Annotated in this window: 13 protein-coding genes; 4 read left to right on the forward strand and 9 right to left on the reverse strand. The window is 71.9% G+C overall.

Going from position 1 to position 14,215, the window contains the following annotated elements:
* Positions 1 to 158: 158 nt before the first annotated feature.
* Both ACFV7R_RS25175 and ACFV7R_RS25180 read right to left on the reverse strand, forming a co-directional pair.
* Positions 159 to 2,030, reverse strand: a complete 1,872-nt coding sequence (locus ACFV7R_RS25175) for a ricin-type beta-trefoil lectin domain protein (protein WP_385267171.1) — start codon at positions 2,028 to 2,030, stop codon at positions 159 to 161.
* Positions 2,031 to 2,547: 517 nt separating this feature from the next.
* Positions 2,548 to 2,985 carry a DUF4442 domain-containing protein gene (locus tag ACFV7R_RS25180; protein ID WP_129797489.1) on the reverse strand — a complete coding sequence of 146 codons (438 nt, stop codon included), beginning with the start codon at positions 2,983 to 2,985 and terminating at the stop codon, positions 2,548 to 2,550.
* Positions 2,986 to 3,197: 212 nt separating this feature from the next.
* On the opposite strand from ACFV7R_RS25180, the gene ACFV7R_RS25185 reads away from it, so the two are divergent.
* Entirely contained in the window at positions 3,198 to 4,214 is a 1,017-nt protein-coding gene (locus tag ACFV7R_RS25185; protein ID WP_385267173.1) for a hypothetical protein, read from the forward strand.
* A 50-nt stretch (positions 4,215 to 4,264) separates the two neighbouring features.
* Here the strand turns inward: ACFV7R_RS25185 and ACFV7R_RS25190 are convergent, their stop codons facing one another.
* The 3 genes from ACFV7R_RS25190 to ACFV7R_RS25200 form a co-directional block, all read right to left on the reverse strand.
* Positions 4,265 to 5,110, reverse strand: coding sequence for a spermidine synthase (locus tag ACFV7R_RS25190; protein WP_385267174.1), 846 nt, complete (start codon positions 5,108 to 5,110; stop codon positions 4,265 to 4,267).
* A gap of 119 nt (positions 5,111 to 5,229) precedes the next feature.
* On the reverse strand, positions 5,230 to 6,399 hold the full coding sequence (gene tuf, locus ACFV7R_RS25195) for an elongation factor Tu (RefSeq protein WP_385267176.1): 1,170 nt from the start codon (positions 6,397 to 6,399) through the stop codon (positions 5,230 to 5,232).
* Positions 6,400 to 6,715: 316 nt separating this feature from the next.
* A complete protein-coding gene (locus tag ACFV7R_RS25200; RefSeq protein WP_385267179.1) occupies positions 6,716 to 7,438 on the reverse strand; it encodes a DNA alkylation repair protein in 723 nt (240 codons plus the stop codon).
* Between the two features lie 49 nt (positions 7,439 to 7,487).
* On the opposite strand from ACFV7R_RS25200, the gene ACFV7R_RS25205 reads away from it, so the two are divergent.
* Positions 7,488 to 8,303 (forward strand): TVP38/TMEM64 family protein, encoded by an 816-nt coding sequence (locus tag ACFV7R_RS25205; RefSeq protein WP_385267181.1) that lies wholly within the window; start codon positions 7,488 to 7,490, stop codon positions 8,301 to 8,303.
* Between the two features lie 7 nt (positions 8,304 to 8,310).
* On the opposite strand, the gene ACFV7R_RS25210 is transcribed toward ACFV7R_RS25205, so the two are convergent.
* The gene (locus ACFV7R_RS25210) at positions 8,311 to 9,480 is read right to left on the reverse strand and encodes a thiolase family protein (protein WP_129796677.1); all 1,170 of its coding nucleotides are present in this window, start codon (positions 9,478 to 9,480) and stop codon (positions 8,311 to 8,313) included.
* Between the two features lie 167 nt (positions 9,481 to 9,647).
* Between ACFV7R_RS25210 and ACFV7R_RS25215 the strand changes: the two genes are divergently transcribed.
* Complete coding sequence (locus tag ACFV7R_RS25215; RefSeq protein WP_385267183.1) at positions 9,648 to 10,118, forward strand: winged helix-turn-helix transcriptional regulator; 471 nt, start codon at positions 9,648 to 9,650, stop codon at positions 10,116 to 10,118.
* 7 nt (positions 10,119 to 10,125) lie between these two features.
* Here the strand turns inward: ACFV7R_RS25215 and ACFV7R_RS25220 are convergent, their stop codons facing one another.
* Genes ACFV7R_RS25220 through ACFV7R_RS25230 form a run of 3 tightly spaced genes read right to left on the reverse strand, consistent with a single transcriptional unit; the run spans position 10,126 to position 13,000 of the window.
* The gene (locus ACFV7R_RS25220) at positions 10,126 to 10,863 is read right to left on the reverse strand and encodes a cupin domain-containing protein (protein WP_385267185.1); all 738 of its coding nucleotides are present in this window, start codon (positions 10,861 to 10,863) and stop codon (positions 10,126 to 10,128) included.
* Positions 10,857 to 11,783, reverse strand: a complete 927-nt coding sequence (locus tag ACFV7R_RS25225) for a PmoA family protein (protein ID WP_385267188.1) — start codon at positions 11,781 to 11,783, stop codon at positions 10,857 to 10,859. The genes ACFV7R_RS25220 and ACFV7R_RS25225 overlap by 7 nt, the downstream gene beginning before the upstream one ends.
* The gene (locus tag ACFV7R_RS25230) at positions 11,780 to 13,000 is read right to left on the reverse strand and encodes a Gfo/Idh/MocA family protein (RefSeq protein ID WP_385267190.1); all 1,221 of its coding nucleotides are present in this window, start codon (positions 12,998 to 13,000) and stop codon (positions 11,780 to 11,782) included. The genes ACFV7R_RS25225 and ACFV7R_RS25230 overlap by 4 nt, the downstream gene beginning before the upstream one ends.
* 275 nt (positions 13,001 to 13,275) lie before the next feature.
* Between ACFV7R_RS25230 and ACFV7R_RS25235 the strand changes: the two genes are divergently transcribed.
* Positions 13,276 to 14,151 (forward strand): undecaprenyl-diphosphate phosphatase, encoded by an 876-nt coding sequence (locus ACFV7R_RS25235; RefSeq protein ID WP_129796681.1) that lies wholly within the window; start codon positions 13,276 to 13,278, stop codon positions 14,149 to 14,151.
* Positions 14,152 to 14,215: the final 64 nt, after the last annotated feature.

Genomic DNA, 14,215 nt, shown 5'->3' on the forward strand with positions numbered 1-14,215 from the left:
TTGGGGCCCCGGGGGTTCGGTTCTCCCCCCCCCGGGGGGGGGCCCCGGGGGTTCCCCCCTTGGGGGGGGGTGTGGTCCACCCCCAACACAGCGGGGGCCCCCCGGCCGGGGCCCCACGCCGCGAAGCCTACCGGGTCCCACCGACACCTCCGTGGCGATCACCCGAGGGCGGAGGCGACGGACACGGCACGGGACGTGACCGCACCCCGTACCCCGGCCACGAGCTCGCGCGCGTCGGGCTCGGCTGCCGACGGCTCGGCGCTGTCGCAGCAGTCGGCCTGGGCCATTCGCGTCTCGTACTGCTCCGGCGGATCCTCGGGTCCCTGCTCGCGCGGGGCCTCGCCGTCCGGCGGGCGCTGTTCACCGTGCTCCTCGGGATCACCGGGATTACCCGGATCACCGGGATCACCGGGATGCCGATCCCCGCCCGGCGATCCGCGCTCAGCCCGGCCTTCCGCGTCCCGCTCGGCGCGGTCCTCGCCCTCGCTCCGCTCGTCGCCCTTCTTCCCCGGCTCCTCCGCCTCGTCGGGGGCCGCCTCCAGCCGCCACCGCTGCTCCGCGGAGCCGTCCCGGTCGGCGACGACCACCTCCCGGCCCGGACCGGGCGCTACGAGCCTGCCCTTGCGCCAGCGGAGCAGGAGTTCGCCGCGCACCGTCAGGTCGTACTGCACCTGACCGGAGTGCACCGCGCAGTCGGCCGACCCGACCGTTCCCCTGCGGACGTGCGCGCCGAGGCAGAGGGTGGGGTCGGCGACGCTGCGCAGCAGACCGTCGTCCTGGTACGACCACTGCTGCGACGCGGCGGACGAGCACACCGCCAACACCGCCGCGGTCCCGGGCGTGCCGTTGCCGCCGTCGAGGCACAGGTCGAGGGCGAGGTTGCGCAGCCGTCCCCGGGCGACCTCGACGGGGTGGGCGGCGGAAGCGGCCGACGGTGTTCCGGCGGAGGGGGCCTCGGACGCCGGGCTCGGGCTCAGGGTGTGGCTGCTGGGCACGCCCCAGGTGGCGTCCGGACCGTGGGCGACACCGTTGTCGCCGGACCAGCTTCTGGCGGCGAGCACCGTCGCGAGCAGTGCGAGGGAGGTCAGGCCGACGCTCACGACCACGGCCGCGGAGGGTCTGCGCGACAGGGGTCCGGTGGGCCGATGGCGCCCGCCGGTTCTCGGGCGGGCGGTGCCGGGGCGGGCCCGCGGGGGTGTCGGTGGTGCGCTGCGGCCGGGGCGTGAGTCGAGGTAGCGGCGGGCGCCCCAGCCGAGCACGGTTTCGGCGAGGAGCACGTCCAGGCCGCCGTCGAGACGGCCGAGTTGTTCGGCAGCGTGCCGGCAGTACCGGCACGCCGTCAGATGCTGTTGCACATCCGGCAGCAGGGCTCCCCCGCGGCGCATCGGGACGTCGAGGAGACGGTTGTAGAAACGGCATTCCCTGGACGGCGCGAGTTCCCGGTGGGCGCGTACGCAGCCGGCCCGGAATTGCTCCCGCGCCCGTTCCAGAGCCGCCGACGCGGTCATCGGGTCCACGCCCAGCAGACCGGCCGGTACGGTTATCGGCTCGGCCTCGACCTCGGTGTGCCACAGCAGGCATTGAGAGGCTCCCGGAAGAGCGCGGAAAGCGCGCTCTGCGAGGAGCCGCTTTTCCGGTGTCGCGGACCGCGCCGCACGCAGTCCGCGACCGCCGGTGGGTTTGCGGAGTTCCGGCAGCAGGGCCGCCACATCGTCCTCGGCGGCCCATTCCCGGACGGTCTCCCGCACGGTCGCAAGGAGGTGCGGGCGCAGCGCACCGACGGCCGCTCGGCGGCCGAGCACCTGTTGGAACGCGGCGGTGGCCGCCAGCTGCGCCGACACCGCCGAGGAGGCCAGGCAGACGACCGCGTAGTCGTACACCGGGCGCCAGTGCCGGGTCAGCAGCAGAGCTGCGGCCCGGCTGTCCGGGGCGGGACCGCCCAGCCGGGCAACGAGATCGTGGTCGGACTCCCCCGGGCGCGAACCGGGTCGGGGCGGGTAGGGCGGACGTGGGGGGTAAGGGGGTTGCACTGGACCATTTCCTTCCAAGCCGCAGGACGCGACGCAATGCACGTCCTTCGGAAAGCAGGTGCCTGAATGGTGCGTGCTCATGAGCCCGGCGCAGGCCTTTTGAGTCTGGCCTTTCACCTTCCCGCGGGGTGCCACACTTTCGCACACGCGTCTCACGGGAAACAAGGAGTTCGGGTGACGGATGCTCAATCGGCCATGAATTGCCGCGAGTTACCCCTGGTATCCGCACCAGCATTCGAAATCGCCGGTGCTCCGGGCGTCAAGTTGTGTGCATCCAAAGCCGGTTGGTCCACAGAATCTCCCCGGAACAGGTTCCCTGCCGGGCCCGGCGTCGAGATCCAACTGACCGACGCCCGGGCGGCACGGTGCACCAGGGCCCGAATTCACGTACCGGCTCGAGGAGTTCGTCGGCGGGCTCGAGGGCGGCGACACCTCGAACCGGCGGGTCGCCGCCGGAGCGCGCGGGCGCACGAAAAGGGCCCCGCCGCAGCGACGGGGCCCATCCGATCGCTCGGACTCAGCTGTTGGGGCGAAGGGTCCAGACGACGGTCATCTCCGTGGTGACGGCGCCGTCCTCGCGCTGGATGGCGACGGCCACCGGGAACTCGGGGCGCTTGCCCTCGTCGAGTTCGGCGACCACCTCGGCGGCGGGGCGGCCGAGGGTCGCGGTGGCCGTGACAGGACCCAGCGCGATCTTCTTGAACGCGATCTCGGCATGCACCGGCAGCGGTACCGCACGCGAGAGCTGGTCCCCGAACGCGGCCAGGACGATCGCGCCGCTGGCCGACTCACCGAGGGTGAACATGGCGCCCGCGTGCGGCCCGCCGACGTGGTTGCGGTACTCGCTCTGGTCCGGCAGGGCCAGCACGGCCTTCTCCGGAGTGGTCTCCAGGTACTCGAGGTTCAGGGTCCGAACCATCGGCACCGTGGCGGCGAGCAACTCGCCGATCGACATCTGATCTGCGCTCATGGCCGCATGTTACCCACGGGTAGCCTCGGCTGACCAGATGCAGATGATGACGGGCGTATCACGGTGGCCCATGTGGCAGGAGAGCAGGTGTGCCGGGCAGCCCGACCGGAGGGAGCCGCTCCGACTCCCGTTTCGCTACGTCCCTGACAAGGGGCAGTGACCGAATCGTGTCCACAGCGGCACTAGGGTTACCGCTCATGTGGCCAGGACAGCAGCCGCCCGGGGGCGAGCAGAACCCGCAAGGGCAGAACAACCCGTACCAGCAGCCGGGATACCAGCAGCCGAATCCCTATCAGCAGCCCGGCTTCCAGCAGCCCAACCCCTATGCGCAGCAACCGCAGTGGGGCACACCGGCGCCGGCGGGAGCTCCGCAGCCGCAGCCGGGCGGCGGGGGTGACGGCAACCGGACGAAGCTGGTCGCGATCGTGGCGGCCACCGCCGTGGTGGTGGCCGCCGGCGTCACCGGCTTCCTGGTGCTCGGCGGCGACAAGGACGACACGGCGGACGGCGGCACCAAGAAGAAGACGAGCCCGTCACCGTCGGCGCCCGCCGACCCGAGCGGCTCCGCGTCCGGCTCGGACGACAACCCGCGCGGCACCGAGGACGAGAAGCCGACGATCGACGGCTGGAAGGTGGTCGTCAACCCCAAGCGGGGCGTCGCCTTCGACGTGCCGGCCGACTGGGAGGTCGAGTCGCCGGGCCTGAGCATCGGCTTCGAGGACGAGAAGTCGGAGGACGCCAAGCCGCTCGCCATCATGTCGGCGCCGGCGTTCTACAAGTCGAAGTGGTGCACGACCGACGAGAACAAGGACGGCCGGACCGAGGACACGGCGCTGGCCGCGGTGGGCTCCAAGGGCGCGGACGGCGCCAAGAACACCGACGAGGTCGCCGTGAACACGGTGGCCTGGTGGGTCTACGGCGGCTACACGCAGCCCGACAAGAAGAGCATCACGTTCGACGAGAAGGCCAAGCCCTACACCACCACGTCGGGCATCGAGGGCAGCATCGCCTGGGCCCAGTCGACGAACACACCCCAGAAGGGCAAGTGCGCCAGCGACGGCAAGGCGGTCACGTTCGGCTTCAAGAACTCGGCCGGTGACTTCGTGTCGTGGAACTTCTACGGCGCCAAGGGCGTCGACGACGAGGTTCCCAAGGCGACCATCATGAAGATCCTCAGCACGGTGCGGCTGCACGGGGAACCGACCGGGGGCTGACGAGCGGACCGACGCCGGCCTCGTGGTGCCGGCCGAGGCCGGATCCGCCTTCACCCGATGCCGAAGGCTCCGCCGGGCGGCTCGGGTGACGGTACGGCGTCCTCGTCCCGGACCGGCCGGGCCACCCCGATGAACTCCCGCAGCCCGGCCCCGTACTCGACGCGGGCCGGGAAGGCGTCGGCGGCGGTACGCCGGGCCAGGGCCGTGGTGTCGAGCGGGCGGTGCGCAGCGAGCAGCACCGCGTTGCCGAAGCGCCGGCCGCGCAGCACGCCCGGTTCGGCGATCAGCGCGAGCTCCCCGAACACCGAGGCGAAGGTGGCCAGTTGGGAGCGCAGGAAGGCGAAGGGCGTGGCGTCGGCGAGGTTGGCCAGATAGACGCCGCCGGGGCGCAGCACCCGCTCGGCCTCGCGGGCGTAGGCGACGGACGTCAGGTGGGCCGGTACCCGTGAGCCGCCGAAGACGTCGGCGACCACGACGTCCGCACTGTCCGTCGGGGCGCCGGCCAGCCAGGCGCGGGCGTCCGCCGCGTGCAGCGTGATGCCGGTGCCGGCGGGGAGCGGCAGGTGCTCCGCGACCAGCTCCAGCAGCCCCCGGTCGGCCTCGACGACGTCCTGCCGGGAGCCGGGCCGGGTCGCGGCCACGTATCGGGGGAGCGTGAGCGCACCCCCACCGAGGTGCAGTACATCCAGCGGCTGTCCCGGCTCCGCGACCGTGTCCAGGACATGCCCGAGCCGCCGCGTGTACTCGAACTCCAGATGCGTCGGCTCGTCCAGATCGACGTACGACTGCGGCGCCTCGTCGACCGTGAGCAGCCAAGCCCGCTTCCGGTCGATGTCGGGCATCAGCTTGGCGGTCCCGTGATCGACGTCTCGGATCACGGGTATGGGCTCGTTCACGGCTCCATTGTGACGGGACGGCGGGATTCGGCCGCCACCCGGCCGTGGGGTGGGCCCCGACGCCGGAGCACCGACGTGGCCGGGGCCCGCCTCCGTTCGAGAGGCGGGCCCCGGGTGTGTCAGCCGACGACCGTCACCGTCCCCGCGCCGACCGTGCGGCCGCCCTCGCGGATGGCGAAGCCGAGCCCGGGCTCCAGCGGCACCTCGCGGCCCAGCTCGACCGTCATGGTGACGGTGTCGCCGGGGCGGGCGACCGCCGTCTCGCCGAGGTCGATGTCGCCGACCACATCGGCGGTGCGGATGTAGAACTGCGGCCGGTAGCCCGTCGACACCGGCGTCGCACGGCCGCCCTCGCGCGCCGACAGCACGTACACCTGGGCCGAGAAGCGACGGCTGGGCGCCACGCTGCCGGGCGCTGCCACGATGTGGCCGCGCCGCACCGCGTCCCGCGGCACTCCGCGCAGCAGCAGCGCCACGTTGTCCCCGGCCTGCGCCTCCTCCATCGGCTTGCCGAAGGTCTCCAGGCCGGTGACGACGGACTCCAGCCCGGCGCCGAGCACCTCGACCCGGTCGCCGACCCGGACCGTGCCGCGCTCGACGGCGCCCGTGACGACCGTGCCGCGGCCGGTGATGGTGAGCACGTTCTCCACCGGCAGCAGGAACGGCGCGTCCAGGTACCGCTCGGGCATCGGCACATAGGTGTCCACCGCGTCGAGCAGCGCCTCGATGGACGCCGTCCAGCGCGGGTCCCCCTCGAGGGCCTTCAGCCCGGAAACCCGTACGACGGGGACGGCGTCGCCGCCGTAGCCGTGCTCGGTGAGCAGGTCGCGGACCTCCAGCTCGACCAGGTCGGTCAGCTCCTCGTCACCGGCGTCGGCCTTGTTGAGGGCGACGACGATGTGGTCGACTCCCACCTGCCGGGCGAGCAGCACGTGTTCGGCCGTCTGCGGCATGATGCCGTCGAGTGCGGAGACGACGAGGATCGCCCCGTCGAGCTGCGCGGCTCCGGTCACCATGTTCTTGACGTAGTCGGCGTGGCCCGGCATGTCCACGTGCGCGTAGTGCCGGGTGTCCGTCTCGTACTCGACGTGCGCGATGTTGATGGTGATGCCGCGCGCCGCCTCCTCCGGGGCCCGGTCGATGCGGTCGAACGGCACGAAGGTGCCGGTGCCGCGCTCGGCGAGGACCTTGGTGATGGCGGCGGTCAGGGTGGTCTTGCCGTGGTCGACGTGGCCCATCGTGCCGATGTTGAGGTGCGGTTTGGTGCGGACGTACGCCGTCTTGGGCATGGCGGTACCTCGAAGTCTCTGCGGAATGCCGAGTGATGGACCCGGCGGAGCGCATGGGCGCGGCCGGGACGGGGACCCCAGGAGACTTGCCGACCCTCCCCCTGCGGGGTCCGCCGGACGATCCGGGGAGGGTCAGCTTCGGGCGCCGTCGACGGTTGCCGTGACGATCAGGACGGCAGCCTTCGGGGCATCCGCTGCGGCGGATGCGGCGAGAACGAAGGCGTACCGGAACATGACGCAGATCATTGCCGACGCCTCGCCCCGCGTCGAATGCTTTTTCCCACTGCTGCGGAGCCGGGCCCTCTCGCCCCGGCGTTCACGCCCCGATGTTCTTCAGCGCCTCCCGCACCGACAGCGGCGCGAACCGTCCGCGCTCGCGCGCGAGGAAGGCCCGGACGGCCTCGGGGTCGGTCTTGGCGTACTCGCGCAGACACCAGCCGATGGCCTTGCGCACGAAGAAGTCGGGGTGGCCGGACTGGCGCAGGCAGTAGGTGAAGAGGCGTTCGGTGTCGGTGCGTTCCTTGTAGCGCAGCTGGTGGAGCAGGGCCGTGCGGGCGACCCACAGATCGTCGTCCACGATCCAGGCGTCCATGTCACGCGTCAGCCCCGGGTCGGCGGCCACCAGGGCGCCCACCACATGGGCGGCGATCAGGTCCACGGTGTCCCACCAGGAGACGGTGGTGACGAGCTGCCGGGCCACCGGCAGGAAGGCGGACGAGCAGCGCCCCACGTGGCGGCGCAGATAGTCGACGGCGAAGTAGTGGTACTCGCGCTCCGGGAGCTGCCAGCAGCGCAGGGCGACGGCGGCGCAGTCGGCCTCGTCGGGGCGGGCCGTGCCGGCCACGACAGTGCGGGACAGGGCGCGGCGCACGGGCGTGGTCAGGCCGAGGAACGGCGCCACGTCCTTCATGTACGCGCGCATGGGCCCGGCACGCTCGGGGTCGGCGGCTGCGGCGTACGTCACAGTCAGCCGTTCCAGCAGCGTGTCGGCGAGCACGCTGCGCGGGACACCCACCGTTCCCGTACCTGTGACGCCCATGAGACGAACCATACGGCGATCACACATATCTGTCGGTTAGTGTCACCGGATGCTCGATGCCACCACCCGCTCGGGGGGCACCGCCACGGCCGCTTCCCAGGCCGCCACCAAGGCCTCTCCCCAGGCCACCACAACTGTCCCGGAACTCGCGGCCGCAGTCCCCGGCGCCGGCACCGTCCCCGTCCGGCTCGGTCTCACCGCGCGCTGCGCGAGAGTCCTGCTCTCGCCCTGGTCCCGGTTCTCGCTGCTCGTCGCGCTGCTCGTGGGAGCCGCGTCGGCGGTGCTGCTCTTCGAACCGCAGCGGCTGCTGGCGCACGGCTGGCCGCCACAGCTGGGCGGTGTGGCCGCGGCGCTCGTGTTCGCGGTGGCGTACGGACTGGTCACCGTGGCGTTCGTGCCGCGGCCGCTGCTGAGCCTGGCGGCGGGTGCGCTGTTCGGCTCGCAGCTGGGCATCGCGACGGCGGTCGCGGGTTCGGTGCTCGGCGCGGGGATCGCCTTCGGGCTCGGCCGGGTGCTGGGCCAGGACGCGCTGCGTCCGCTGCTGCGGGGCAGGGTACTGACCACCGTCGACGGGCAGTTCAGCCGGCACGGGTTCCGTTCGATGCTGGCGGTGCGGCTGTTCCCGGGCGTGCCCTTCTGGGCGGCGAACTACTGCGCCGCCGTGTCCCGCATGGGCTGGCTGCCGTTCCTGCTCGCGACGGCGCTCGGGACGCTCCCGAACACCGCCGCGTACGTCGTCGCCGGCGCCCGTGCCTCCACGCCGACGTCGCCCGCCTTTCTCATCGCGATGGCCTGCATCGCCGTACCGGGCCTGGCGGCCGCGGTGGTGGCCTGGCGCAAGCGTCACCACCTGCGGGGGCGCTGACCGCAGGTCACACGGCTTGCAGGATCATCGCGTTGGCGAGGCCGCCCGCCTCGCACATCGTCTGCAGGGCGTAGCGGGCGCCACGCTCGCGCATGGCGTGCACGAGGGTGGTGGTCAGCCGGGTGCCGCTCGCGCCGAGGGGGTGACCGAGGGCGATCGCACCGCCGTGCACGTTGACCTTGGCGAGGTCGGCGCCGGTCTCCTGCTGCCAGGCCAGAACGACGCTGGAGAAGGCCTCGTTGACCTCGAACAGATCGATGTCGTCCAGGGTCAGGGAGGCCCTGCGCAGCACCTTCTCCGTCGCCGGGATGACGCCGGTGAGCATCAGCAGCGGGTCGGAGCCGGTGACGGCGAAGCTGTGCAGCCGGGCGAGGGGGCGCAGGCCGAGGCGGGCCGCGGTCTCGCTCGAGGTGATGAGGACGGCGGAGGCGCCGTCGTTGATGGGGCTGGCGTTGCCCGCGGTGACGTTCCACTCGATCTGCGGGAAGCGCTCGGCGAACCCGGGGTCGTAGTAGGCGGGCTTGAGGCCGGCCAGGATCTCCGGGCTGCTGCCCGGACGCACGCACTCGTCGCGCGCGACGCCCTCCAGGGGTGCGACCTCGGCGTCGAAGAGGCCGCCCGCCCAGGCCGCGGCGGCCTTCTGGTGCGAGGAGACGGCGAAGGCGTCCATCTGCTCGCGCGTGATGGACCACTTGGCGGCGATGAGCTCGGCGCTGATGCCCTGCGGAACCAGGCCCTCCGGGTAGCGCTCGGCGACGCCGGGTCCGAAAGGATCCTTGCCGGCCGGGACGTTCGACCACATCGGCACACGGCTCATCGACTCGACGCCACAGGCGACCACGAGGTCGTACGCGCCCGACATGACGCCCTGCGCCGCGAAGTGCACGGCCTGCTGGGACGAACCGCACTGGCGGTCCACCGTGGTCGCCGGGACCGTCTCGGGGAAGCCGGCCGAGAGCACGGCGTACCGGGTGGTGTTCATGGCCTGTTCGCCGACCTGGTCGACGGTGCCGCCGATGACGTCGTCGATGAGCGCCGGGTCGACGCCGGAGCGCTCGACGAGGGTGCGCAGGGTGTGGGCGAGGAGTTCGACGGGGTGGACGTGGGCGAGCGAGCCGTTCGGCTTGCCCTTGCCCACGGGGGTGCGTACGGCTTCGACGATGACTGCGTCACGCATGGTGCGGGCCTCCTTGGCCGCCGGGGCGATCACCGCAGCGATCAACCGGCCCGACCGAACACTCGATCGACCGGCCGGGCGACCGGCTCGCTACTGGTGAGTAGGAAATCCAAACTCACCATAGCCCAGCGGGTTGGAAAATCAAACCCTCCCATATGCTGGGCTCCATGGCCGCCACCAAAGACCCGCGCCCCTGCTCGATCGCCGACGCCCTGGCACTGGTCGGCGAGAAGTACTCCCTGCTCGTCCTGAGGGAGGTGTGCCTGGGCAACGGCCGCTTCGACCAGCTCGTGCGCAACATCGGCGCCCCGCGCGACATCCTGGCGACGCGGCTGCGCCGCCTGGTGGACGCCGGAATCCTCACGAAGCGCGCCTACAACGAACGCCCGCAGCGCTTCGAGTACCGGCCCACCCAGGCAGGGCTCGAACTGGAGCCGGTCCTGCTGACCCTCATGGAGTGGGGCAACCGCCACCTGCGCAGCGAGGACGACCGTCCCATGGTGATGGAGCACGTCTGCGGCAACGAACTGGTCCCCGTGGTCACCTGCCGGGCCTGCGGCGACCCGGTGTCCCACGAGGACCTGACACCCCACCCGCAGGCCCCGGGCTGGACGGTGACGGGGCCTGCGGCGGCGTGAACGGCGGCTAGCCGGCGGGATACACCTCGAGCCGCCCGCACATCCCGAACTTCCCGCGCGCCGAGGGCTGTTCGGCTCGTACGACGGCTTCCGCGAGGTGGGACACATCCCCCTGTTCGAGCCGGTCGAGCTGCTCCCCCGTCACCGAGGCGGCCGCCCGGGCACCGCGGCGCCAGCGCTCACGCCACTCGGCGAGCCGGGGCCGGACCAGCGCGGCCGCGGAGCTGTGGAACTCGGCCAGGGCCTCGGGCCCCTCGGCCCGCAGCACCCGGTAGCCCTCGAGGGCGAGGTCGCGCCGCGCGCGGGCGATGCGCTCCTGCTCCGCCACGGGCGCGTCGGCCGGGATCACCGTCGCGGCGGCGTACGTCTCCGGATCCGTGAGGTACTTCGGCGGCAGGGTCAGCACCGCGTCCCCCGCCTCCGGCAGCCCGCTGTTCTGCATCAGGACGGTGATGCGGAGACCGGTGTCGTTGACGAGGCGGTGGATCGTGCCGGGCGTGAACCACGCGACCGTGCCGGGCGCGAGGGGCGTGACCTCGTACCCCGACGTCGTGAGCGTCTGCACGGCACCCCGGCCGGCGGTGACGACGTACGCCTCCGAACACGTCAGATGCATATGGGGAGTTCCGCCGCACACCCCGTCCGCCGCCGGCCAGTCGTAGACGGACAGGTGGGAGACGGCGACCCCGCCCGGGAGCCCGGTGAAGGCTCCGGGCGGCCCGGCGGACTCAGTGCTGCTCACCATGGATGCGTCTCCAGGTACTTGGCGATCTCCTCCCGTTCCCAGGCTCCGTCGGCGACGACGACCCGGTAGCGGCGGGCGAGGGTGTCGCCGGGTGCCAGTTCCAGTTCCTCGTGGAAGGCCCAGGAGGGGGCGACGGCGGCGAACGGCTCGTTGCGGACGAACCAGTGCGCGGGGTGGGTGCCCCCGGCTCCGGTGTGGTCGTTCTCCGGGGCGTGCGCGAACACGAGCGTCGCGTGCCCGTCGAGGCCGTCGTGCTCCCCCGAGTACGCCAGCCAGGGGGCCTGCTCCCCCATCAACTTCGGCCCCTCGCTGTCGGGCCCGAGGACGCGTCCGTCCCGGAAGGCCCTCGGTCCCCGCCAGAACAGGCCCGTGTAGCCGGCCATCTCGCGGCCCGCGGTGGTCGGGCTGCCGAACAGCAGCGGTTCGTCCCGCCGGTTGGTGATGGCGCTCGTCCAGGTCAGCGCCCACGAGCCGGCCGCCGGGTCCACGTCGTGCACCTCGATCCGGCGCTCCTCGTCGGCCCACAGCTCCCCGGTGTACGGGTGCCAGGTGAGCCGCTCGGCGATCACCACGCGGGAACCGTCCGAGGTGACCTCGTCGAAGCCGACGTGCGCCATCGCGCCGACGCGCTCCGGAAGCGCGAGATATCCCTCGCCGTGAACATATGTGTTGCCGCCCCACAGGTTCTGGCCGGAGAGATGGGAGGCCGTCATCTGCAGGCCCTTGTGCCACCGGTGGTCGTTGGGCCGGTAGTCCGTGACGACGGCGCCCGCCAGGGTCCGGATCGGGTGCAGATACGGCTTCGGGGCCTCCCAGGCCGACTCGGGCCGGTAGACGTAGCTGAGGAGTTCGACGCCGGCGGTGGGTTCGGTGACCGTGATCCGGTCGCCGTGCGCGTGGACGATCTGCAGGCCGGTCATGCGGGCACCTCCTGGCTCGGGGCGGATTCGGACACGACGGGTGCCCAGCCGGGCGCGCCCCCGTGCAGCGCCGTGTAGTACGGGTCACCGGGGCCGATCTCCCCTCGCCGGACCGTCGTGTCCGTGAACGCCGACTTGTACAGCGCGGTGATCAGCTCCAGGCTCTTGCGGCCGTCCGGCCCGCTGCTGCGTGGCCGCTCGCCCGCGCGCATGCTCGCGACCAGCTCGCGCAGCTGTGCCAGATGCGAGCTGGGCACGTCGGCGCCGAAGTCCTGCCAGGCCATGGCGTCCGCCTCCGGCACGTCCGGCGCCGGGGTGATGCGCCAGTCGGCGTTGGCGTGGCCGTAGAGGTGGGTGAGTTCGACGGTGGCGCGCTCGCAGTCGACGCGGATGCGGCTGACCTCGTCGGGGCTGAGGACGCTGTTCACGACGGTCGCCATGGTGCCGTTCTCGAAGCGGACCAGGGCCGTCGAGACGTCCTCGGTCTCCACGTCGTGCACCAGCCGGCCGGCCATCGCGCGCACCTCGCTCCACGGCCCGAGCAGATCGAGCAGCAGGTCCATCTGGTGGATCCCGTGTCCCATGGCGGGGCCGCCGCCCTCCGTGTGCCAGCGTCCGCGCCAGGGGACGGCGTAGTAGGCGGCGTCGCGGTACCAGGTGGTCTGGCAGTGCGCCACCAGCGGCCGGCCCATGGCCTGCTCGGCGAGCAGCCGGCGTACATGCCGGGCGCCGGAGCCGAACCGGTGCTGGAAGACGATCGAGGCGTACGGCCCGCCGGCCTGCCCCTCCGCCGCCTCGACGGCGTCGAAGTCGGCGAGCGTGGGCACCGGCGGCTTCTCGCACCACACCCAGGCACCGGAGCGCAGGGCGGCGATGGTCTGCTCACGGTGCAGCGTCGGCGGCGTGCAGATGGTGACCAGGTCGGGCTGCTGTTCCCGCAGCATCAGTTCCAGGTCGGTGTACGCGTGCGGGATCCCGCCAGTCGCACAGAACTCCCGGACCGCGGCGGCGTCGATGTCGACCGCCGCGACGACCTCCGTCTCACCCTCCTCGGCGAGCCGGGCCAGTGCGGGCAGATGACAGCCGCGGGCGATGCCGCCCGTGCCGATGACGGCGGTTCTGACGGGGCGGCCGGAGAGCGGGGCGGAGGGGGATCGGGAGGCCTGGGGATCGTCTGTCGGGGATGTCTCGGACGCCGCGGGTGTCGCGGATGTCACACGTGTCACCGATGTCGCAGGCGTGGGCATGGACCTGATCAGCACTCCTCCGGGTTCTGGGCATGTAGCAAGCGCTTTCCCCACTGCAACGTAGGCCCGCCGCCGCAACCGGTCAACACCCCGAACCGATCACCGTCGATCACCCCGGCAAGCCCCTGTGCCGGGCCCGATCGCGCGGGACGCTACCCTTCCCCTCGACACAACCGATCACCGCGCGTGGAGGCTCGGTGTGTCCGTCGTCCGTTCCACGATCGGCACTTGGACTCCGTAACTTCATGTCTTGGTTCGAATCACTCATCCTCGGACTCGTCCAGGGGCTGACCGAATTCCTCCCCGTGTCCTCCAGCGCGCACCTGCGCCTGACCGCAGCCTTCTCCGGCTGGGAGGACCCGGGCGCCGCCTTCACGGCGATCACGCAGATCGGCACGGAGATCGCCGTGCTGATCTACTTCCGCCAGGACATCGGACGCATCGTCTCCGCCTGGTTCCGCTCCCTCTACGACAAGGCGTGGCGCAGTGACCACGACGCGCAGATGGGCTGGCTGGTGATCGTCGGCTCGATCCCGATCGGGCTGCTCGGTGTCACGTTCAAGGATCAGATCGAGGGGCCGTTCCGAGATCTGCGGATCACCGCGACGATGCTGATCGTGGTCGGCGTGATCATCGGCATCGCCGACCGGATGGCGGCCCGCGACGAGAGCGGGGGCAGGCACCGGGCACCGAGCCAGCGCAAGGAACTGAAGGACCTGGGCGTCAAGGACGGCCTGATCTTCGGCCTCTGCCAGGCCATGGCCCTCGTCCCGGGCGTCTCCCGCTCCGGTGCCACCATCAGCGGCGGCCTCTTCATGGGCTACCGGCGCGAGGCCGCGGCCCGCTACTCGTTCCTGCTCGCGATCCCCGCGGTGCTCGCCTCGGGCCTGTTCGAACTGAACGACGCGATGGAGACCGGCCATGTGTCGTGGGGGCCGACGATCTTCGCGACGGTGATCGCCTTCGGCACCGGGTACGCGGTCATCGCCTGGTTCATGAAGTTCATCTCGACCAAGAGCTTCATGCCGTTCGTCTGGTACCGCATAGCGCTCGGCATCGTGATCGTCGCGCTGGTGACCATGGGCGTCCTGAGCCCCCACGCGGCGGAGTCGGCGGGCTGACACGCCGGGGTGGTGACCAAGCCCATACGGGATGAGTAGCCGCCCGGTAGCGCAGTGTCAGTGC

The sequence above is a fragment of the Streptomyces sp. NPDC059866 genome, assembly GCF_042731325.1.
In the GTDB taxonomy this organism is placed as follows: domain Bacteria; phylum Actinomycetota; class Actinomycetes; order Streptomycetales; family Streptomycetaceae; genus Streptomyces; species Streptomyces flavusporus.

Bases quoted from the DNA above. Each gene is read 5' to 3' on its own strand.
- ACFV7R_RS25180 (WP_129797489.1), bottom strand. From the start codon at position 2,985: ATGTCGATCGGCGAGTTGCTCGCCGCCACGGTGCCGATGGTTCGGACC.
- ACFV7R_RS25185 (WP_385267173.1), top strand. From the start codon at position 3,198: ATGTGGCCAGGACAGCAGCCGCCCGGGGGCGAGCAGAACCCGCAAGGG.
- tuf (WP_385267176.1), bottom strand. From the start codon at position 6,399: ATGCCCAAGACGGCGTACGTCCGCACCAAACCGCACCTCAACATCGGC.
- ACFV7R_RS25200 (WP_385267179.1), bottom strand. From the start codon at position 7,438: ATGGGCGTCACAGGTACGGGAACGGTGGGTGTCCCGCGCAGCGTGCTC.
- ACFV7R_RS25205 (WP_385267181.1), top strand. From the start codon at position 7,488: ATGCTCGATGCCACCACCCGCTCGGGGGGCACCGCCACGGCCGCTTCC.
- ACFV7R_RS25210 (WP_129796677.1), bottom strand. From the start codon at position 9,480: ATGCGTGACGCAGTCATCGTCGAAGCCGTACGCACCCCCGTGGGCAAG.
- ACFV7R_RS25215 (WP_385267183.1), top strand. From the start codon at position 9,648: ATGGCCGCCACCAAAGACCCGCGCCCCTGCTCGATCGCCGACGCCCTG.
- ACFV7R_RS25220 (WP_385267185.1), bottom strand. From the start codon at position 10,863: ATGGTGAGCAGCACTGAGTCCGCCGGGCCGCCCGGAGCCTTCACCGGG.
- ACFV7R_RS25225 (WP_385267188.1), bottom strand. From the start codon at position 11,783: ATGACCGGCCTGCAGATCGTCCACGCGCACGGCGACCGGATCACGGTC.
- ACFV7R_RS25235 (WP_129796681.1), top strand. From the start codon at position 13,276: ATGTCTTGGTTCGAATCACTCATCCTCGGACTCGTCCAGGGGCTGACC.